General features: G+C 45.1%; 20 protein-coding genes. 11 read left to right on the top strand and 9 right to left on the bottom strand.

Annotated elements, in window-relative coordinates:
* Positions 1-145: 145 nt before the first annotated feature.
* Positions 146-409, bottom strand: coding sequence for a hypothetical protein (locus tag H6F42_RS10720; protein WP_190399349.1), 264 nt, complete (start codon positions 407-409; stop codon positions 146-148).
* 769 nt (positions 410-1,178) lie between these two features.
* Here H6F42_RS10720 and H6F42_RS10715 point away from each other — a divergent pair.
* The 5 genes from H6F42_RS10715 (at position 1,179) to H6F42_RS10695 (ending at position 7,403) form a co-directional block, all read left to right on the top strand.
* Positions 1,179-1,919, top strand: a complete 741-nt coding sequence (locus tag H6F42_RS10715; RefSeq protein ID WP_242018401.1) for a thioredoxin domain-containing protein — start codon at positions 1,179-1,181, stop codon at positions 1,917-1,919.
* A gap of 84 nt (positions 1,920-2,003) precedes the next feature.
* Positions 2,004-3,350 carry a phospholipid carrier-dependent glycosyltransferase gene (locus H6F42_RS10710; protein WP_190399347.1) on the top strand — a complete coding sequence of 449 codons (1,347 nt, stop codon included), beginning with the start codon at positions 2,004-2,006 and terminating at the stop codon, positions 3,348-3,350.
* A 166-nt stretch (positions 3,351-3,516) separates the two neighbouring features.
* Positions 3,517-4,497 (top strand): J domain-containing protein, encoded by a 981-nt coding sequence (locus tag H6F42_RS10705; protein WP_190399346.1) that lies wholly within the window; start codon positions 3,517-3,519, stop codon positions 4,495-4,497.
* Positions 4,498-4,547: 50 nt separating this feature from the next.
* Positions 4,548-5,030, top strand: a complete 483-nt coding sequence (locus H6F42_RS10700; protein ID WP_190399345.1) for a CRR6 family NdhI maturation factor — start codon at positions 4,548-4,550, stop codon at positions 5,028-5,030.
* 402 nt (positions 5,031-5,432) lie between these two features.
* Complete coding sequence (locus H6F42_RS10695; RefSeq protein WP_190399344.1) at positions 5,433-7,403, top strand: amino acid transporter; 1,971 nt, start codon at positions 5,433-5,435, stop codon at positions 7,401-7,403.
* Between the two features lie 57 nt (positions 7,404-7,460).
* On the opposite strand, the gene H6F42_RS10690 is transcribed toward H6F42_RS10695, so the two are convergent.
* Genes H6F42_RS10690 through H6F42_RS10680 form a run of 3 tightly spaced genes read right to left on the bottom strand, consistent with a single transcriptional unit; the run spans position 7,461 to position 9,416 of the window.
* Entirely contained in the window at positions 7,461-7,967 is a 507-nt protein-coding gene (locus tag H6F42_RS10690) for a tetratricopeptide repeat protein (protein ID WP_190399343.1), read from the bottom strand.
* Complete coding sequence (gene mutT, locus H6F42_RS10685) at positions 7,967-8,416, bottom strand: 8-oxo-dGTP diphosphatase MutT (RefSeq protein ID WP_190399342.1); 450 nt, start codon at positions 8,414-8,416, stop codon at positions 7,967-7,969. The genes H6F42_RS10690 and mutT overlap by 1 nt, the downstream gene beginning before the upstream one ends.
* Positions 8,409-9,416 carry a cysteine synthase A gene (locus H6F42_RS10680; RefSeq protein WP_190399341.1) on the bottom strand — a complete coding sequence of 336 codons (1,008 nt, stop codon included), beginning with the start codon at positions 9,414-9,416 and terminating at the stop codon, positions 8,409-8,411. The genes mutT and H6F42_RS10680 overlap by 8 nt, the downstream gene beginning before the upstream one ends.
* Before the next feature lie 240 nt (positions 9,417-9,656).
* On the opposite strand from H6F42_RS10680, the gene H6F42_RS10675 reads away from it, so the two are divergent.
* Both H6F42_RS10675 and H6F42_RS10670 read left to right on the top strand, forming a co-directional pair.
* A complete protein-coding gene (locus H6F42_RS10675; protein ID WP_190399340.1) occupies positions 9,657-10,109 on the top strand; it encodes a universal stress protein in 453 nt (150 codons plus the stop codon).
* A gap of 1 nt (position 10,110) precedes the next feature.
* Positions 10,111-10,425 carry a (2Fe-2S) ferredoxin domain-containing protein gene (locus tag H6F42_RS10670; protein ID WP_347272301.1) on the top strand — a complete coding sequence of 105 codons (315 nt, stop codon included), beginning with the start codon at positions 10,111-10,113 and terminating at the stop codon, positions 10,423-10,425.
* 118 nt (positions 10,426-10,543) lie between these two features.
* Here H6F42_RS10670 and H6F42_RS10665 read toward each other — a convergent pair whose 3' ends face one another.
* Positions 10,544-11,023: a single-stranded DNA-binding protein gene (locus H6F42_RS10665; protein WP_190399339.1), complete on the bottom strand. Its 480-nt coding sequence runs from the start codon at positions 11,021-11,023 to the stop codon at positions 10,544-10,546.
* Between the two features lie 291 nt (positions 11,024-11,314).
* Between H6F42_RS10665 and H6F42_RS10660 the strand changes: the two genes are divergently transcribed.
* Together H6F42_RS10660 and H6F42_RS10655 are read left to right on the top strand one after the other, a co-directional pair.
* Positions 11,315-11,905, top strand: a complete 591-nt coding sequence (locus H6F42_RS10660) for a hypothetical protein (protein ID WP_190399338.1) — start codon at positions 11,315-11,317, stop codon at positions 11,903-11,905.
* Positions 11,906-12,124: 219 nt separating this feature from the next.
* Positions 12,125-13,138, top strand: a complete 1,014-nt coding sequence (locus H6F42_RS10655) for a zinc-dependent alcohol dehydrogenase family protein (protein ID WP_190399337.1) — start codon at positions 12,125-12,127, stop codon at positions 13,136-13,138.
* Positions 13,139-13,220: 82 nt separating this feature from the next.
* Here the strand turns inward: H6F42_RS10655 and H6F42_RS10650 are convergent, their stop codons facing one another.
* Positions 13,221-13,598: a response regulator transcription factor gene (locus H6F42_RS10650; protein WP_190399336.1), complete on the bottom strand. Its 378-nt coding sequence runs from the start codon at positions 13,596-13,598 to the stop codon at positions 13,221-13,223.
* Between the two features lie 242 nt (positions 13,599-13,840).
* On the bottom strand, positions 13,841-14,992 hold the full coding sequence (locus H6F42_RS10645; RefSeq protein ID WP_190399335.1) for an NAD-dependent epimerase/dehydratase family protein: 1,152 nt from the start codon (positions 14,990-14,992) through the stop codon (positions 13,841-13,843).
* A gap of 367 nt (positions 14,993-15,359) precedes the next feature.
* Between H6F42_RS10645 and H6F42_RS10640 the strand changes: the two genes are divergently transcribed.
* Together H6F42_RS10640 and H6F42_RS10635 are read left to right on the top strand one after the other, a co-directional pair.
* The gene (locus H6F42_RS10640; protein ID WP_190399334.1) at positions 15,360-16,514 is read left to right on the top strand and encodes a hypothetical protein; all 1,155 of its coding nucleotides are present in this window, start codon (positions 15,360-15,362) and stop codon (positions 16,512-16,514) included.
* A gap of 357 nt (positions 16,515-16,871) precedes the next feature.
* Positions 16,872-17,513, top strand: a complete 642-nt coding sequence (locus H6F42_RS10635) for a hypothetical protein (protein ID WP_190399495.1) — start codon at positions 16,872-16,874, stop codon at positions 17,511-17,513.
* Positions 17,514-17,577: 64 nt separating this feature from the next.
* On the opposite strand, the gene H6F42_RS10630 is transcribed toward H6F42_RS10635, so the two are convergent.
* Positions 17,578-17,868: a hypothetical protein gene (locus tag H6F42_RS10630; protein WP_190399333.1), complete on the bottom strand. Its 291-nt coding sequence runs from the start codon at positions 17,866-17,868 to the stop codon at positions 17,578-17,580.
* A gap of 27 nt (positions 17,869-17,895) precedes the next feature.
* Positions 17,896-19,260: a DUF3084 domain-containing protein gene (locus H6F42_RS10625; protein ID WP_190399332.1), complete on the bottom strand. Its 1,365-nt coding sequence runs from the start codon at positions 19,258-19,260 to the stop codon at positions 17,896-17,898.
* Positions 19,261-19,439: the final 179 nt, after the last annotated feature.

Genomic DNA, 19,439 nt, shown 5'->3' with positions numbered 1-19,439 from the left:
ATTTTAAAAACCTTACTGGGTTTGGTTTTTAAATCACAAAAGTGTTGTCACACTTTCGTGATTTGGTATAGTCCAACCACACAAAATTATGGTCACGCTTTGGTTTTGCTAAAAAAGAGGTTGGTGCTTTGCACCAACCTCTTTTTTAGCGAACATAGGCATGGAATGGAGAATCTCTTTCTGTAAGAAGCGATCGCATCAATGCCGAATGGTAAATTGGGTTGCTCTGGTAATTCCCGTAAAGAACAATATCTGCCAAAAAACCATTTATTCCCTGTAAGTCTTCAATTCTCTCTACATATTTGCAAGATCGAATTTCAGGATTTTCCTTTCGCCAATTTAAATATTCGTTATAGCTGCCTGCTATAACAAGGGTTTCAGTATGGGAGTAAGTATCGTTAACGTACATTTTTTATATCTGCGAAGAGTTTAATTAAGTATCAAAACAATCGCCTCGGGCATATTCCTTACAAATGTTAGTATAACTTAACACAATTTATTATCCCCCACTATGGTCTATATCAACCATAAGGACTTTACCCAAAAAATAAGAGTAGCGGCGCTTCGCGCCACCACTCTTATTTTTTGCTTAGGACTTACGTTTCGGGTAGATGTAGCGCGAGCCAAGCGCGAGCCACATCTACCCGAAATCTAATAAATTTGTTAGCTTTGCGTAAGTCCTATTGCTATAGCAAGGTAAGTTTTGCTTAGGACATAAAACCCAAAAAGCGAGTGGCGGCGCGAAGCGCCGCCACTCGCTTTTTGGGTTTTGGTTTGTACTGGCTAACTCTTGCTTGGCTATATATAGCTGTTGCCATTCTTGTTAGGACACAAAACCAGAAGACGAGTTGCGGCGCGAAGCACCGCAACTCGCTTCTTGGGTTTTGATTTGTCCTAATGCAAGTGCCCACAGCTATAAGTAGCTGGACATAGTTAAAAAACTGAAACCAAAACCTGTAGCGAACGCGCAGCGTTCGCTACAGGTTTTGGGGTTTTATATTTAATTTCGCATAGCTACTTAGGAAAAAATAAAAAATAAGGATCAGTTTTGCTGAAAGTCAGACATATACTGACTTTCAGCAAAACTGATCCTTATGGAGAATTGCTAGTGTAGACTAAACGGAAAGATTCCACTTTTTATTTGTGATATTTTTGCAATGCGCTTCCAAACTTACTTATTGTCAGCTCTCTTTGCTCTGTTGCTGATTGTCTCTAGTTGTGCATCTTCTGGACAGTCTGCTAGCGCTCAACTATCTGATACTCAATTTGAGACCAAAGTTTTAGAGATTATTCGGAAAAATCCTCAAGTTATTCTTGACTCCGTGCAGTCTTATCAAAAATCACAGGCGCAAAAAGAAGAAGAAGCTCGTGACAAAATCTTGTCACAAGTGCGGCAAGAACCTCGCCTATTGTTGCGGAATTCTCCAATTACAGGTTCTAGTAGCCAAAAAATCATTTTTGCGGAGTTCTCAGACTTTGAATGTCCTTATTGCGCTAAAGCCCATGCTGTAGTGAAGGAATTCATGGCAAGCAATCAGAATGATGTGACTCTGGTATACAAACATTTCCCGCTTAAAGATATTCACGCTCAGGCGGAACCTGCGGCTTTGGCTTCTTGGGCTGCTTTACAACAAAATCGGTTTTGGGAATATCATGATGCTCTATTTGAGCAACAGAAAAAGCTCGGCGAAGATTTTTATGTGGAATTGGCAAAAAGCTTAAACCTAGATCTAGCTAAATTTAATCGCGATCGCCAAAGTGCCGAAGCAAAAACTGCAATCCAGAAAGATGTGGAACTTGGTAAGTCTATCGGCGTTAGAGGCACACCATCCTATTTAGTTAATGGGGTCTTCTTCTCAGGTGTACCTGACATCAAGGATTTGCAAGGATTAATTAATCAAATCAAGTCAGGCAAATAATTCTCTCCCCAAACCTTGGCGCAGGGTGCGCCAAGGTTTGGGGAATTTTGGTATTAGATAAATCTTTAAAATAAACCTTTCCTAATGAGCATTTGGAGAGAATCCAAAATTATTACTCCCCTTGCTCGTTTGAGCGATCGCCTAATTTGGCTATCAGAGCATCCTATTTTTGGAGTGATGGCGATCGCCTTGGTTGCCTTTGCCTCTCGCTTTTGGAATTTAGACGGCACTGCCGATATCGTCTTTGATGAGGTTTATTATCCTAAGTTTGCCCAAAACTATCTGCGGGGTGAACCTTTTTTTGATGCTCATCCACCTCTAGCCAAGTACATTATTGCCCTTGGAATTAAGATTTTTGGTTATGCTCCCTTTGGCTATCGCTGCATGACGGCTCTAGCTGGCTCCCTCTTGCCCTTAGTGACCTATGAATTTGTGTGGCAGCTAAGTAATCGTCGTAGTTGGGCTTGGCTAACAGGGTGGTTTGTCGCGATGGACGGGTTGCTCTTAGTCGAGTCGCGTTTTGGCTTGATCAATACCTATATTCTGCTGTTTGGGATGTTGAGCCAGTTATGCATGGTGCTAGCCCTTAAGCGATCGCGACAACGTTGGATATGGGCGATCGCTACTGGCTTCATGCTGGGCGCTTCGGTGAGCGTGAAGTGGACAGGCTTAGCTTATATTGTCGGAATTGTGGCGATCGCAGGTTATGCATGGTCACGCTATCGGCAGACGCTAAATTCGCCGCAAATTATCATTGGCTTGATCATTGTGCCGATCGCTTTTTATTTCGCGCAGTGGATTCCCCATTTAATGCTCAATCCTGAGCGAGACATTTGGGAACTGCACCGTCAGATGATCGGCTTTCATCAAAATTTGGGAGTTGGCAAGACTGAACCCGTACATCCCTACTGCTCGCCTTGGTGGAGTTGGGTGCTATTAATTCGTCCGATCGCCTACTTTTTTGAAGTCAGACCAAATAGCATGGTGGAATTTGTCCATGCGATGGGCAATCCTTTTTTATATTGGCTTAGCGCGATCGCTTTATTAATTAGCCTTACCTATCTAGTTGCCTCAAAATTTCGATTTCCGCCCCAATTCATTACCAATATCCCCCCTAGAGAGCGATCGCAATTATTCTGGTTTGCCTTTTATGGAGTGAGCAGTTTCCTTGCCCATTGGTTACCTTGGAGCTTAAGTAAGCGCTGCATATTTTTGTATCACTATATGCCAGCTTCCTTATTTGCCTTTGCCACCCTTGCTTTGCTGGTATCGCTCACATGGCGATCAACCTACGCAAATATCCGTGCGATCGGTTCGATGATTTTTGTACTTGTGGCGATCGCCTTTTTATTTTGGTTACCGCTTTATATCGGTTTACCGATCTCCTCTGGTTATATGCCCGTGTTAATGTGGTTACCTAGCTGGATCTAAAATTCAAGAGATTGGGTAGGCATTCCGCGCCGCAACTATCTCTTGGGTCTAACACATTCTCCTACAGCCATGTTTTAGAAGCTTTGCTAAGCAAAGCCCCTATATCTGGGTTTGGAGATTGCTATAAGGTAAGCTAAGTTATCTCCTTGTTTGCAGTTCGGGAAATATGCAAAACTTTCGCAATTACTATGAAATCCTCAGTGTGCCAAAGACGGCCACAGCAGACGAAATTAAGCGCTCCTATCGCAGGTTAGCGCGGAAATATCATCCCGACCTCAATCCCAATGATAAGGCAGCCGAAGAACGTTTCAAAGACATCGGCGAAGCCTATGAAGTATTATCTGACACCACCAAACGTCAACAATACGATCGCTTTGGGCAATATTGGAAACAAGGTGGCTTCCAAGGCTCAGGCGGCGGTGGACGCGCTCCATCTTCTCGCGAACCCTACACCCCAGATTTTGAGCGTGGTGGCTACACAGGTGACGTAGACTTTAGCCAATACAATGATTTCCAAGAATTTGTCGATCAATTACTCGGTAAATTCCGCACCAATGAACGCGCCCAAGAAACAGGCGGCTCTTCCTCCTCCTATCGCACCAGCACCCAAGCTCCACCTCGCCCCACTCCTCGTCGTGACTCTGAAGCTTTATTAGAATTGCCCCTTGAGCGAGCCTATGTAGGCGGTCGCGAACGTATCCGTTTAGAAGATGGGCGATCGCTAGAGGTAAATATGCCCGCAGGTGTTCTCTCTGGTCAAAGAATTCGCCTCAAAGGACAAGGCGCATCGGGCGGCGATCTCTATCTCAAAATCACGCTCAAGCCCCACACTTTCTTTACCCTCGAAGGATTCGATATTCGCTGTCAACTGCCCATTTCTCCTAGTGAATCTGTCTTGGGCGTACAAGTAGAAGTTCCGACCTTAAGTGGTTTAGTCAAGCTCACCATCCCTCCTGCGGTCAAGTCGGGTCAGCAATTGCGGCTATCAGGCAAAGGATTCCCTAAAGATAGTAGAAGCTTTGGCGATCAATATGTGGAAGTCCAAATCGTCGTTCCCAAAAATCCGAGCAATCGTGAAAGAGAACTTTACGAACAGTTGCTCAAAATTCAATCCTTCGATCCTCGCGAAAACTTACCCAAGAAATAACCATTAATGCGGCGCTCTGTGTCGCATTAATTATCTATTCAGAAATTACTATGTCTACGATCATTTACATCAATCAAGCCTGCATTGAGTCCCTTGATATCTCGCCTGTCAAAATTGCGGTTGAGAAGTTATTAGCCCATTGGGACGAAACACCAGAAAGCGATCGCGCCTTTCAAATCGAACTTGTCTGGGATAAGGAAGATGGAGACCCTCGCGAATTGTCAGAAATCTCGGAAGTCCGTCTTTGGTTTGTGCGCGTCGATGCCACCTATCCTTGGTTTAGCTATGTCCTCGATTGGCGATCGGAACTCAGTCGCTATGCCGCGATGCTAGTTCCCCACGAGTTTAAGCGCGAAGGTGATGGCTATGTGTTGCAATACAATCCTGAAGCACTAGAGCTTTTTGTAATGCAGAAGGTATTTACAATTTCGCTCTGGCTCAAGTCACGCGGCATTGACAGCACTGCTAAGTTACAACAAATGACTCAAAGTCTTGGGTATGAAATAGATTCAGAATTTTTTAGCTTTTTGTAAATAAAACCCGTAGGTTCCCCACAATGCCGAAGTTCCAAAAATAGATCTATCAGGAGACATGGAACTCAAATTTTATCGCCTTGAGAAAGTCAGGGAAGACAGCATTAAATTAAATGATGGCGAATAATGATGGCGAAGCGGCAGCCTCACTCAAAAGATGCACAGCCGTCGGCTCTGGTTAGCAATGTAAGGTTTGCTTAGGACATAAAACCCAAAAAGCGAGTGGCGGCGCTTCGCGCCGCCACTCGCTTTTTGGGTTTTGGTTTGTACTGGCTAACTCTTGCTTTGTTATACATACATTAAAAGAGCTTCGCCTCGTAAATCTCTTTTACACTAGGGTTTGCAAATTTCTCTAAAAACTGCCTTAGACTTAAGAAATATTCTTCCAAATAAGCTTACTTTATGGCTTCACCTGTCCCTTCTCAGGAATCCGAGTTAATCCAAAGCCTAAAGCACTGGTTGCTCTCTACAAATCAGCAGCACAGGGATCAATCAGACCCAAATCACGATCCAACCCCCAAACACAGCGAACACAGCGAGAAACATAGCTGGTGGCAGGTGATGTGCTTAACAGGCGTTGACTATTTCTCTACCCTTGGTTATCAACCGGGGATCGCGGCTCTTGCGGCAGGGGCTTTATCGCCGATCGCCACTTTAATTTTGTTGCTGCTCACCCTCTTTGGAGCGCTACCGATTTATCGTAAGGTTGCGGCGATCAGCCCTCACGGCGAAGGCTCGATCGCCATGCTCGAAACACTATTGTCATGGTGGCAGGGCAAGCTGTTGGTACTGTGTTTACTAGGATTTGTGGCGACAGATTTTATTATCACGATTACCCTATCCGCAGCCGATGCTACGGCTCATATTGTCGAAAATCCTCTAGTGCCTGAGTTTTTTCGAGGGCAAGCTGTACCCATTACCCTGATATTAGTGGCGTTATTGGGAGCCGTATTTTTAAAGGGATTTCGCGAGGCGATCGGGCTGGCGGTATTTTTGGTAGCAGGCTATCTATTTTTAAATTTAATAGTCGTTTTCGTCGGTTTGAGAGAAGTCGTAACCCATCCCGAAGTCATCGCCAATTGGCAAAAAGCCCTATTTGCTCAACATCAAAGTCCGTTCATGCTGCTAGGAATTGCGATACTCGTATTTCCAAAGCTCGCTTTGGGATTATCGGGCTTTGAAACGGGGGTGGCGGTGATGCCTCTCGTGAAAGGATACCAAGAGGATACCGAAGAACTTCCCAAGGGTAGGGTTAAAAATACCTATAAGCTTTTGACTAGTGCGGCTTGGATTATGAGCTTTTTCTTGCTCACCAGTAGCGTGGTTACCACGATGCTAATTCCGATGGCTGAATTCGAGGCGGGAGGTAAAGCCAATGGTCGCGCCCTTGCCTTTCTTGCCCATAAATTCTTTGGCGATATTTTCGGCACAGTCTACGATCTCAGTACCATCTCGATCCTGTGGTTTGCGGGAGCGTCGGCTATGGCGGGCTTGCTAAATATCGTGCCTCGCTATTTGCCTCGCTATGGCATGGCTCCCAACTGGACTTTGGCGGTGCGTCCACTGGTGCTGGTTTATACAGCGATCGCCTTTATTGTCACCCTAATTTTTCAGGCTAATGTCGAGGCTCAGGGCGGAGCCTATGCCACAGGCGTATTGGTGTTGATGACTTCCGCAGCCTTTGCGGTGACCTTAGCTTCTTACAAGCAGAAAAAAAGGTTTGAAGTTTGGGTATTTGGCTTAATTACCTTGATCTTTGTTTACACCACGATCGCAAATATCATCGAAAGACCAGAGGGCATCAAAATTGCAGGTATCTTTATTGCCTCGATCGTAATTACGTCTTTAGGTTCGCGAGTGTGGCGATCAACGGAATTACGAGCCGATCGCGTGGTGATGGACGATCTTGCGCTGAGCTTCATTGAAGTCGCACCCCATCAAACCGTGCGAATTATCGCCCACCGTCCTAATCGTGGCGATGAGCAGGAATATAGCAAAAAAGAGCAAGATACGCGCCTAGAACATCATTTACCCCCTGAAGATCCTTTGATTTTCTTAGAAATTCAGGTTTCTGACCCTTCGGAATTTGCTGGCTCTATTTACATCGAAGGACATCAGGTGGGGAGTTACCAAATTTTGCGCTCCCGAGGAGCAGCCGTGCCAAATACGATCGCCGCAATTCTGTTAGAAATTCGCGAACTTACTAAAAAGCTACCCCATGCCTATTTTGGCTGGGCGGAAGGCAATCCGATTCAATATTTGATGCGGTTTATTTTGTTTGGTGAAGGTGATATTGCCGTTGTTACCCGTGAGGTGTTACGCACCGCCGAGAAAGATCCTAAAAATCGTCCGGGAATTCACGTTGGCGGTTAATTTAGAGCGCAAAGCGCTCTAAATCAATGGCGGCGCGAAGCGCCGCCATTGATCTACTTATTTTGCCCAAAGGACTAAGAGCATTAGGCAAAAAGCAATCGCAAACCAAAGAAAATTATTTTTGTTATTAAAATTCGGCTTTTCGAGGGGAACTTCGCGAAAGGGTTTCTGCTCAACACTATCGCCCTTGCTGCGGGCGATAGGCTTAGACTCATAGGTATCAGGGGATTCCAAAATCGGAACTTCTGACACCACCCCTTCTAATTTGCTAAGTTGCGGAGCCGTCAAAATTCCCAACATATAGCGAGATGCCTTGCGAATATCGCCAACAGGATGCTTTTTGAGACTTCGACAGAGGGCGATCGCCTCCTCAGTCCGCCCAATCGCATCATAGGAATTAGCCAGCCATACCAAAATATCGCCGCCTAGCTTCGTCTCTAACATACTCAAGGGACGGGCGCGTTCTAAGAGGGCGATCGCCTGTTGATAATTCCCACGCTCAAAATTGCTAACCCCTTGCTGGTATAGCTCCGCCGCCACTTGTTCGGCACTGATATCTTCCATCAGTAAAATCTGCTCTCCTTTAAAGCTTGGACAATCTGATAATTCGCCGCAGGTAATTGATAGGTATCTAGATCATCGACCGATACCCAGCGCATTTCCGTACAGGCAAGCGCCTGCGGTTCGCCTGACACATGCAAGCAATGATGCACGATCAGGCTAACTTTGAGGGTTTCATACTCATGGTCAATGGTGATCAAATGCTCACCAACTTCCACTTCGATCGCAATTTCCTCTAGCAATTCTCGCTTAATGCAAGCAGCCGCATCCTCATTTGGCTCAATCTTGCCTCCCGGAAATTCCCAGTAGCCCGCCAATTCCCCCTCTGGCAAACGGCGATCAATCAAAATCCTTTGGCGATCGCGATCCCACACCACACCCACACCGATGCGGCGATATTTTTTGGGAGATATACTTGGATTTATTTCTGGACTCGCCTCTGAATTACTCATCAATAAACTCCAAGCCCTTAGCCACAGGCGTTAAACCCTTTTCTGCTAACCATATTGGATTATACATTCGGCTCTGATATCTACCACCACCATCACAGAGAATCGTGGCGATCGTATGCCCCTTACCCAATTTTCGCGCCAGCTTCACCGCGCCCACCACATTCAGCGCCGCCGAACTGCCAATAAACAAACCATCGTGCTTGAGCAAATATTGAGACATCTCAATTACCTGTTGATCAGTACCTCTAAAAGCACCATCTAACCTAGCCCGATTAAAATTTGCCGTGGCGCGATTAATCCCAATTCCCTCTGTAATCGAATTACCCTCCGCCTTAAACTCACCCATAGTCAAATAACTATACAAACCCGAACCCGTCGGATCGATTAAATAGGTCGCTAGGCTGGAGTTCTGCTCTTTGAGATAAGCCGTCACTCCGCCAATCGTGCCGCCAGTTCCCGAAGACATCACAATGCCATCTAACTCGCCACCCGTTTGTCGCCAAATTTCAGGAGCAGTGGTTTGATAATGAGCATCGGAATTAGACAAATTCTCAAATTGATTTGCCCAAAACGCATTTTCTATTTCTTCAGATCTTTTTCGCGCCACATGATAGTAATTATCAGGGCTAGAGAAAGGCGCAGGATTAGTCAGTTCCACTTCTGCGCCGAGAGTTCTCAATAAATCAATTTTTTCCTGCGATTGATTGCTAGGCATCACAATCACACTGCGATAACCACGCGCATTTGCCACTAGGGACAGCCCAATGCCCGTATTTCCAGCCGTTCCTTCAACGATCGCGCCGCCAGCTTTGAGGAGTCCTGCTTTTTCTGCTTCTAAAACCATAAACAAAGCGGCTCGATCTTTAACGCTGCCTCCCGGATTGAGAAATTCCGCCTTACCTAAAATCGTGCAACCCGTTGCTGCCGATAAAGACTCAATTTCAATCAATGGGGTATTACCCACAGAATTTGCAAAACCAATACGAATATCGCGTGTCATGGAATATTAAAAGAAATTAACTACAGCAAAGATTTACAACTTGTTTAACAACATCAGTATATTTGGGTCTGTAATTAAGTTATGCAGGAATCTCCATTTAGTTGAAAAATTGCCAACTTCTAGAGATTTCTCAACTAAACCCTAAGCTACCCCTCTATTTTGCAGGTATTTAGTAAATTTGGTGTTACAAATTTGCTAAACCACAGCCAAGGGGATAAGCTCTATTTTTGTGATAAATATATGAAGTTCTTAGTTGCAATTGATGGTTCGCAAGCTAGTGACCATGCCCTTGACACCGCAATTAGCTTTGCAGCCCCTCTCAAATCGGAAATCATTCTGTTAAGTGTCGTGGAACCTCTCAGCAGCTATGTCCCTGAAGTCATGCTGCCCACAGGGGATTGGGTTGGTTGGCGGGGTCTGCCCGATGTGGAGCTAGAACACAAAATCTTAAATGCGGGGCAAGCTTTATTGCAAAAAGCCCAAGACACCTGCGCTAAGGCTCAAGTGGAAAGCCGCACCCGATTGGAAACGGGACAACCTCGCGATGTCATTTGTCTGGTTTGTAAAGACGAAAATCCTGATCTGTTAATCGTCGGTTCACGGGGATTGGGTTCGGTGGAACGCCTCATGCTAGGTAGTGTGAGTGATTATGTGGTGCATCATTGCGTCTCTCCCGTTCTAGTTGTGCGCTAGAGTGGAAGCAGCGATCGCCACTACAGCCATTGTCCCAGTGCGTCGAGTACTTGTTTGTCAAAATCGAACCTGTGCTAAAGATGGCGCAGCTAAAATTTTGGCAACATTTCAACAGCAGCAAGTTGTAAATGTTACCGTAGAAGCCTGTGGCTGTTTGGGCTTATGTGGCTCTGGTCCAATGGTTGTAGTAGATCCAGATCAGGTGTATTACTGGCACGTTACCCCCAAAAAAGTCGCCAAAATCATTGAATTACATCTAATTGGCAATAACCCAATTCCCGAAATGATGCATCCCAGATTAAATCACCAAAATTAAGCACAAAGAAAAATTGCCCCCGAAGGGGGCAATTTTTCTTTGTGCTTTGAGTTATCCAAATAGAAATGGCGGCGCAATGCGCCGCCATTTCTATTTTCGGTTTTGAGTAACTAGAATTTTAAAAAGGAATGTCATCGTAATCTGGGGCATCCGCAACAGGCGATGCGACAGGAACATAGGTATTTGCCATCGGCACAACATTAGTCTGGGCAGCAGGTGGATTCGATGCCGCAGTTCTAGAGCTAGTTTTGGCGGGAGCCGAGGCGGAGCTAATGGGAGCAGTTGCAGTAGAACCACCCGATCCAAAGCCATGAACCCGTTGGGCGACTAGTTCAGTGCGCTTTTCTTTGTATGTGCCGCGATCTACAACATCCAGACGTAGACGACCTTCTACTACTACTTGATCGCCTTTGTGATACTTTTCCATAATCTCATCGGCTAAGTTGTTCCAGCCTACAACCTTGATGCGATAGGGTGCGTCCTCGCTGCGTCCGCCTGCAAATTGGACAAGAAATGAAGCGATCGAGCTTTGATTATCAGGAGTACGGCGTAGTTCTGGATCGGTTAGCACTTCTGCCATCAAGACAATAGAGTTCATAGGGGATATATCAAAAGCTTATGGCTAATTTGGATTAAGTAGCTAGGCGCAAAGTCCAAAGCTGTGGCTCACGCTGAGCGTGAGCCACAGCTTTGGACTTTGTCTTTTGATTATGCCCAGCTATTTAGATATCATAACGCGATCGCCCAATAGTTACCCAGTAGTTACCCAGTAATTTTCATTAATGTACGCATTTATAGCCCTTAGGGCGGCAAAATGAAAACTGCAATAAGTGCAAGATCAAGCTATCCTAAATCCTAAACTCAGGTCTATGTTCCTAGTCACGCCCCCATGCTGACCGTAAATGCAATTATCATAAGTACGATCATTCTCGATATTGGGATTCAGTCCGTGATTATCGACAGGATATTTCGAGCAAAACAAGGTAATAAGCGGCGCGAAGAAGTGGAAGAAGAAAATCTCACTCGTTATGAGTCCAATACGTCTAGTGATCAGCCTAAGGGCTGGGAATTTAAAATTTTGCGTACTAGTAGCGGCGGTTTTCGTAGTCGGCGCGTTTTAAGTAAAGTCTGTGCCGAAGAAGCTCAGGCAGGTTGGATTTTATTAGAAAAACTAGACGATCATCGTTTACGGTTTCGCCGCCCTGTAACTGCTCGCGATCGCGATAATCAATGCAAAATCGATCCCTATCGCACTCGCTATGGCATCTCCGAGATGGTCGAGACATGGACAACCATAATTGTTTTATTAATAATTATGGGTGGCGCTACGGTTCTGGGATTTACCGCGATGAATCGCTTTTTTGGTGATTGGCAAACCCGATCAGTCCAAAGTGCGCCCCGTTCTGGTGATAGTAATAATGCCATTCGTCAACCTCCTTCGCCCTCTGCAAAACCCACATCGCCCAATGTATCTCAGTAAAGATTACCAAAATATAAAATGGCTAAGGCTGAGCCATTTTGTATTTTGGTAAGTACCTCGGCTTAATAAAACCAAGAACCCAAATAAGCGGATTCGCCCGCTTCGCGGGCGAATCCGCTTATTTGGGTTTTATATTTAATTAAGCCTACCTACTTATTAGGGTTGTGCAGCGAGTCTCACAACCCTAATAAGCGATTAAACTCATTATCGAAGCGTCCTATGAAAGCAATTTTGATGACCGCAGCAGGTGAACCCAATGTGTTGCAACTTGCGGATATTCCGACACCAACAATTCAATCACCGACCGACATTCTGGTGCAACTCAAAGCGGCAGGAATTAACCCCATTGATACGAAACTGAGAAGCCGTGGCACATTTCAGCCCGATCGCTTGCCATCAATTTTAGGTTGTGATGGGGCGGGAATTGTGGAAGCGATCGGCTCGGAAGTGACCAAGTTTAAAGTAGGTGATGCAGTTTATTTTTGTAATGGCGGCTTAGGCGCACATCAAGGTAACTATGCCGAACTAACCACCATTGATGAAAAATTTGCGGCTCATAAGCCCGAATCCCTAAGCTTTGAAGAGGCAGCGGCGGCTCCCCTTGTATTACTCACCGCATGGGAAGCCCTTTACGATCGCGGCAACTTGCAACCCAATAGCGATCATCGTGGCGAGCGCACCGTTCTCATCCATGCTGGCGCTGGCGGTGTTGGTCATGTGGCAATTCAGTTAGCCAAACTGCGCGGCGCAAAGGTTTGTACCACCGTTGGCTCGGAGGCTAAGTCCAGATTTGTCCGCGATCTCGGTGCAGATTTGGCGATCGCCTATAAGCAAACTGACTTTGTAGAAGCAGCGATCGCTTGGACAGAGGGTGCGGGTGTGAGCCTAGCCTTTGACACTGTGGGCGGTAACCTCATTGAGCAAACCTTCCCTGCGGTGCAAGTTTACGGGGATCTGGTGACAATTCTTGAACCACCCACCGATATTAGCTGGAAGGTAGCTCGTACCCGTAATCTGCGCTTTAGTTTTGAATTAATGCTAACCCCAATGCTATTAGGCGCTGTTAGTTTGCAAGTCCAGCAAGCCCATATTTTGACGGAATGTGCCGCCCTTTTTGATGCAGGAAAGCTAAAAATCCATGTGAGTGAGGTATTTAAGCTAGCTGATGCGGCTAAAGCGCATCAGTTACTAGAATCTGGTTCCATGACAGGAAAGCTAGTTTTATCAATCTAGACAAAAAATAAATGCGGCGCGATGCGCCGCATTTATTTGTTGCTTAAATAAGAAAAGCGGCGCATCGCGCCGCTTTTCTTATTTAAGCAACACTTTTGATGGCTTCGACAAGACTGCGAGTACAAGCCCCTTTGTCACAAAATGCATCAATCGCCGCCCCATTCGCGATCGCTTGAGACTTGCCCCCATCGGCAGCCGAGTAGGCAACAATCTTGACGTGGGGATATTGAGTTTTAATATAGCTAGAAGCTGTCCAACCATCCATGATCGGCATATGCAAATCCATAACGACAACATCTGGTTCGTAGTTCTGCACTTTAGTGATTGCTTCTTTGCCATTAGTTGCAACTTCTACATCGGTGATGCAAGATTGTAAGGAAAGCGCTAGTTGTAAAGTACAACGGGTGAGTTCGTGGTCATCCACCACCAAAACGCGCAAAGTTTTTGTAGAAGCTGTCATGGTTGGTTCGGTAAGAAGATCTTGACAATTACTTTTTTATGTAACTCAAGATACCTCTTTTCCCGTTTAAAAGCTTCTATCGCAGGGACTAATACTAAACACAACATACTCCCTTGCCAATAAATAACTATGCGCGGCTTCGCCGCGCATAGTTATTTATTGGTTTTATATGCATATTTCTTCGGAGGGAAGGGAGTAAGAGAGGTATTGTGCAAAGCACAATACCTCTCTTCTTGGATTCACTAACCACGCCACTTCACTTTGGGCAGGATTTGCTTGTGATCAATGCGATCTTGATACTTAACCGCAAAATTGAGTAGTGAATCAAGCAATGCATCCGACAAGAAATGAGGTTGTAAGCCAAGATCGAGAAGGTTGGTATTTTTAGCATTAAAATAATGCTCCTCTAGCTCGACACGGGGATTCTCAATATTTTGCACTTCTACCTTTAAGCCAATCGTCTGCCCTGCCTTCTGCACCATCAGTGCTAGATCACGAATGGAAAATAGCTCGGTAAATTGGTTAAATACGCGCATTTTGCCAGCTTCCGCAGGATTAGCGATCGCTAATTCAATACAACGCACCGTATCCCGAATATCAAGGAAGCCTCTGGTTTGTCCACCCGAACCATAGATTGTGAGAGGATGTCCGATCGCCGCTTGAATGCAAAAACGATTTAAAGCAGTCCCAAAAACTCCATCGTAATCAAGACGATTAATCAGCAACTCATCCGTACCAGTTTCTTCAGTCAAGACACCATAAACTACGCCTTGATTGAGATCCGTTGCCCTAAGTCCCCAAGCACGACAGGCAAATTGAATATTATGGCTGTCATGAACTTTGCTGAGGTGGTAGAAACTTCCAGGTTGCTTCGGATAGGGAAGAGTATCCTTGCGCCCATTATGCTCAATGGTGATATAGCCCTCTTCAATATCAATATTAGGAGTGCCATATTCTCCCATCGTTCCTAGTTTCACTAGATGACACTCAGGGTTATATTCTTTAATCGCGTATAAAAGATTGAGCGTACCCACAACGTTATTGACCTGTGTGAGTACCGCATGTTCGCGATCGATCATTGAGAATGGAGCTGAGCGTTGTTCGCCAAAATGCACCACCGCATCAGGTTCAAACCGACGAAAAGCTCCCTGCAAAAATTCGTAATTAGTGATATCACCAATAAACAAGTCAATTTTTTGTCCTGAGACCGCTTGCCACTTATATATACGCTCTTGAATAGATGCGATCGGGGTAAGAGTAGCGACTCCTAGCTCATTGTCCCAGTGCCGGCGGATTAGGTTATCCAAAACGCCAACTTCATAACCTTTATTGGCAAGATGTAACGCTGTCGCCCATCCGCAATAACCGTCACCACCAATTACCAGTACTTTCATGAATTCTGTAGCTTAGAAAAAGTTTGAGTTGCAGTTTCAAGATCAACCCTATCAGGATTTGCAACATTTGTGATGCACAAGACCGAAATTTATTAGGCGCTATGTATTGCCTAACACTTAGTCCATCAATGTTTCATACTTTAGCCAGTGTAAGGAGTGGTGGTGCGCGGCAAAGCGTAACTATTCTTTTTGATGAGCTTTCGTTGTATATTCATTGGTTAAATAAGGGGAATGATTGAATACAAACCAAAGCACTCACGCAATTTAGCGGATCGCACCCTTTGAGCGGCGAGTGTAATCTATTGATTAAGATAGTTAAGAATAGTAAAAAGCTATTCACTAGTTAGCCTAGGACGATTAGTTAAGTATGCTTTCGATTGCCGAACTTGCCCATCAACGAGATCCTCAGGCGATCGCCGAAATTATTCGTCAGGAACTAAAGCTCCTTGACAGTAGCGCTCTGGAGGTTGAAGTAGCGATTGTCGATAGTAGTTTAGAGATACAAATTCGGACAGAGTCCGCCATTGACAAGGAAAAACTGCTGACACTAGTGCGTAGCGAACTGGAAAATTTGCATATAGAATCATTGGCTAAATTTAGGATTCACTGTTGGCGCAATGATGTTGAAATGCATGAACAGAGGCTACTGTGGACGGAGCAATTTATGCTAAATCTGTCAAAATCATCTTTAACTCAAACTCTAGAGCTAGACACAGACAAGGGAAATAATTTAGCGGAAACGCGATCGCTAAACTTGCCAAACTTACGGATGCCAGACCAGATGCCCGAAAGGCGACCAGAGGCGCAGCTATCTAAACAATCGGTATTGCAACAGGCGATCGCCCAAATAGCACCCAACAGTCAAACAGCGCAAACTAATCTATTAGCGGCGGAATCAGAAAATGCTAATGACCAAGTTACTCAATCTACTGATTCGACAAGTTCTTTAACTACCTCAAATTTTCAGGTAGGTCAGATGTCTGATGTTAACTACTGGCAGTTGATATTTATTGGTGCTTCCATTGTGCTGCTGGGGTTAGGGATTGGCGCATTTGTACGAGCAGTTACGGTCAAGCAGGATCAGGAGTTAGTCTCCTCAAGTGCTACATCTCCAATCACGAAGACTGCATCTACCACCAAAGTTAAAAATACTAATCAACCTAGTCCAACCGTTACACCAACACCCAGTAGCATTTCACCTAGCCCGAATCTGCTCTCTTCGACTGCATCTGCTTCACCTAGCCCAACGGATTTAAATAGCCCTGATTCCCCAAGTGCATCTCCGAGTACTACACAGGAAAATCTGGATGTAATTACTCTAGAAAAATTTAATCGTGTCCAGAAAGGCATGACCCTCGATCAGGTAGAAAATGTTTTTGGTACATCAGGCAAGGTAATTGCGGAAAATAGCTCTGGTGATAGTCTTGGCAAGGTTTATTCTTGGAAAAATCCCCAAGGCAGTAATGCAATTATTGAGTTTAAAGATGGTTTAGTCATCGCCAAGGCTCAAGCAGGTCTCTAAACAAGATAGTTGCAGAGCAACTATCTTGTTTAGAAAGAGGTGATTCACAGACAAGGTGCTTAAGCCCTTGTTCATTTGGATGGCGATCGCAATATTGTTATAAAATTATAAAAATTCCCCAAGCGTGAAAGTACTTCAGGGAATTAAAAACTAAATCCTACAAGGTTTTTATAGCTGCCGCCATTCTTGTATACAAAACCAAAAGACGAGTTGCGATGCGAAAAGTCACAACTCGCTTCTGGGGTTTTGACTTATCCTAATACAAGTGACCACAGCTATAGATTCAGTTTTTAGAGACAAAAAAGCATTGCTTTTTTGTCTCGGTATAACATATTGGCAAACTTGGGAGAAAAATTTTTGGGTATCGACTTACGCAGCTACGTTTATTTAGACAACTTACAAAAACAACATGCTGCTTACTTAGGAACGATCGCACAAGGATTCTTGCCATTGCCAGGTGATACCTCCCTCTGGATCGAAATTTCCCCCGGAATCGAGATTAATCGGATTACAGACGTAGCGCTGAAATCAACCTCTGTCCGCCCGGGGGTGCAAATAGTTGAGCGCTTGTATGGATTACTCGAAATTCATTCGGCAAGTCAAGGGGAAACCAAAGCCGCAGGTCGGGCAATTTTGGAAATGCTCGGTGTAAGTGAAGAAGATCGCATTAAGCCAAGGTTACTTTCCAGCCAAATTATTCGCAATGTTGACGCGCATCAAACCCAGTTAATTAATCGCTTTCGGCGCGGACAAATGCTGCTTTCGGGTCAGACGCTATACATCATGGAGGTTGAGCCAGCGGCTTATGCAGCCCTCGCCGCCAACGAAGCAGAAAAAGCGGCTTCGATTAATATTTTAGAAATTGTAGCGGTGGGTAGTTTTGGGCGCTTATATCTCGGTGGTGAAGAGCGCGATATTATGGCGGCTTCGACGGCGGTGCTACATACAATTAACAATGTTAAAGGTCGTGATGTTTACGGCAGCGATCGCAAAGAGTAAATATCCATAGCTATCCAAAGCACAACCATCAATCTGTAGTAAAAATTTGCAAAGCAAATTTTTACTACAAATCATCTTCCCAGCCGCAACATTTACATCGCCATTGCTCTGGCGGTAATCGCATCCGCGAAAAAGGGGTACGACATTCAGGACATTTCCCCGTAAAGATAGGATGCCATCCATATTCTGCTTCCATGTCGGGATCATAGCTTTGGGGATCGTCTGGTTCCCATAGCTCGGCTGAGACAAAATCCGCACAATGTCCCCATTCTGCCCCATAGGGATGCACCGCACAAACTAGCAGATTTGTGTGGGCATAAAAATTACAGCGATCGCATAGAGATATCTTAGGCATAACATTAGGGCATAGCAAATTTAGGCTTTAGCTAAAACGAGCAATTTCTACACCATTTTGGCGGATGACTAATTCTAGGGTAAGCGAACTGGCGGGGAAAATTGCTTCTTTAGCAACAGCCTTTATTTCGTAGGGGGATTTTAGCTCGCTCACTACTTTAAAAAGTTCGTTGAGAGCTTCGGGTGGGAAATTCCCCACCTTACCCGTTAAGGGATTCGCTAAAACCCCTTCTCGACGGGCGCGGAAACTCACTAACAAAAATAATTGCTCAATGCGAGAAGCAATTTCCTGTGGCGATAGGTTGGGGCTAAATTGCAGGGAAGCAATCTCATCTCCTTTCGCAAAAATCTGGCGATTGAGGGTGACATCAGCAGAGATGATAATTTTAGTTTCCCGCTTGAGGAAATTACCTGCCGACAGAATGCGAATTACATAGCTACGACCATCTTTAATGCGATCGAGTAGCCCCTCAATTTGAGCATCGGTAATTTTGATAACTGGATCTTTCGGTGCTTGATCGGGCAGAAAGTCCAGCAATTCACGGGCATTGATCTCCGCTTGCCTAATTAATTGAATGCCAGCTTGGCGAAGTTCGGTATTACTCAGATTGGGGCGAACGACTCCGAGCGCTAAAATTTGATCGGCAAAAATTGCCACATTGCCTTTGCGTAGAGCTTCTAAGCTAATAATTAACTGCTCACGGGCGGACTCAAGGGAAGCAATTTCCGCAGATAGCTCGCTTCTTTGTTTATCAATGGCAGCAAGCCTTTGCTCGGATTCGGTGACTTTTTGTTTAAGGGTTTCGCGATCACGGGAAATGCTTTCTAATTCGCTGGCAATTTTTAACTTTTCATCTCGCAGTTGATTGCTTTCCGTTTGCAGACTTTCCTGCTCCTTCGTCAAATTTTGAATGCGATCGCGTAAATCTGCTTCCTGTTGCGAGGCTTTTTGCAACTCCTCATCGGCTTTTTGAAACTTGCTTTCAACGGATTGCAGCAAAGCCTGAGTTTCAGATTGCTTTTTTACCGCTTGCACGAGGGATTTATTAATCTGCTCTAAACGCTGTTGGGCTTTTTCCTGTTCGCTTTTAGCAGCATTCAACTCAGTTTCAACTTTTTGTTTTTGTTGTTGGCTGCTCGCCAATTCAGAGCGAATGCTTTCAAGGCGAAATAAGCCATCCCTAAGCTGTCCACTCATCAGCAATAAAATTCCCAAGGTCGATGCGGAGATCATTCCCCCTGTGGCGATCGTGACAAGGGTTGCCGTGTCACGGGGGCGCAGGTTAAACATGCTAAGTCGCGCTTTGCCAACTTTAGTGCCAATGCGATCGCCTAGGGTTGCAATCATGCCACCTAGGATCAAAATCGCTAAAATCAGCGTATAACCAGCCATGCAACTCCTTACTCCTCACGGTTTTGATCTTAGCAGACAAACAGGAGCATTGTTTTGGGGAGAGCTTATAGCTCGCTCTCCAGCCCCCAAAAGAGTAATGGTGGCGCGAAGCGCCGCCATTACTCTTTTGAGGGTATAGTTAAGAAAAATATTGCACAACTCGACAGCACAAGCTCGAT

The sequence above is a fragment of the Pseudanabaena sp. FACHB-1998 genome (genome assembly GCF_014696355.1).
Lineage (GTDB): Bacteria > Cyanobacteriota > Cyanobacteriia > Pseudanabaenales > Pseudanabaenaceae > Pseudanabaena.
Note: the sequence above shows the minus strand (reverse complement) of the source record. Positions and strands in the feature narration are given on the sequence as shown.

Coding starts and splice junctions, on each gene's coding strand:
- H6F42_RS10720 (WP_190399349.1), bottom strand. CDS start 409: ATGTACGTTAACGATACTTACTCCCATACTGAAACCCTTGTTATAGCA.
- H6F42_RS10710 (WP_190399347.1), top strand. CDS start 2,004: ATGAGCATTTGGAGAGAATCCAAAATTATTACTCCCCTTGCTCGTTTG.
- H6F42_RS10705 (WP_190399346.1), top strand. CDS start 3,517: ATGCAAAACTTTCGCAATTACTATGAAATCCTCAGTGTGCCAAAGACG.
- H6F42_RS10700 (WP_190399345.1), top strand. CDS start 4,548: ATGTCTACGATCATTTACATCAATCAAGCCTGCATTGAGTCCCTTGAT.
- H6F42_RS10695 (WP_190399344.1), top strand. CDS start 5,433: ATGGCTTCACCTGTCCCTTCTCAGGAATCCGAGTTAATCCAAAGCCTA.
- H6F42_RS10690 (WP_190399343.1), bottom strand. CDS start 7,967: ATGGAAGATATCAGTGCCGAACAAGTGGCGGCGGAGCTATACCAGCAA.
- mutT (WP_190399342.1), bottom strand. CDS start 8,416: ATGAGTAATTCAGAGGCGAGTCCAGAAATAAATCCAAGTATATCTCCC.
- H6F42_RS10680 (WP_190399341.1), bottom strand. CDS start 9,416: ATGACACGCGATATTCGTATTGGTTTTGCAAATTCTGTGGGTAATACC.
- H6F42_RS10675 (WP_190399340.1), top strand. CDS start 9,657: ATGAAGTTCTTAGTTGCAATTGATGGTTCGCAAGCTAGTGACCATGCC.
- H6F42_RS10665 (WP_190399339.1), bottom strand. CDS start 11,023: ATGAACTCTATTGTCTTGATGGCAGAAGTGCTAACCGATCCAGAACTA.
- H6F42_RS10660 (WP_190399338.1), top strand. CDS start 11,315: ATGCTGACCGTAAATGCAATTATCATAAGTACGATCATTCTCGATATT.
- H6F42_RS10655 (WP_190399337.1), top strand. CDS start 12,125: ATGAAAGCAATTTTGATGACCGCAGCAGGTGAACCCAATGTGTTGCAA.
- H6F42_RS10650 (WP_190399336.1), bottom strand. CDS start 13,598: ATGACAGCTTCTACAAAAACTTTGCGCGTTTTGGTGGTGGATGACCAC.
- H6F42_RS10645 (WP_190399335.1), bottom strand. CDS start 14,992: ATGAAAGTACTGGTAATTGGTGGTGACGGTTATTGCGGATGGGCGACA.
- H6F42_RS10640 (WP_190399334.1), top strand. CDS start 15,360: ATGCTTTCGATTGCCGAACTTGCCCATCAACGAGATCCTCAGGCGATC.
- H6F42_RS10630 (WP_190399333.1), bottom strand. CDS start 17,868: ATGCCTAAGATATCTCTATGCGATCGCTGTAATTTTTATGCCCACACA.
- H6F42_RS10625 (WP_190399332.1), bottom strand. CDS start 19,260: ATGGCTGGTTATACGCTGATTTTAGCGATTTTGATCCTAGGTGGCATG.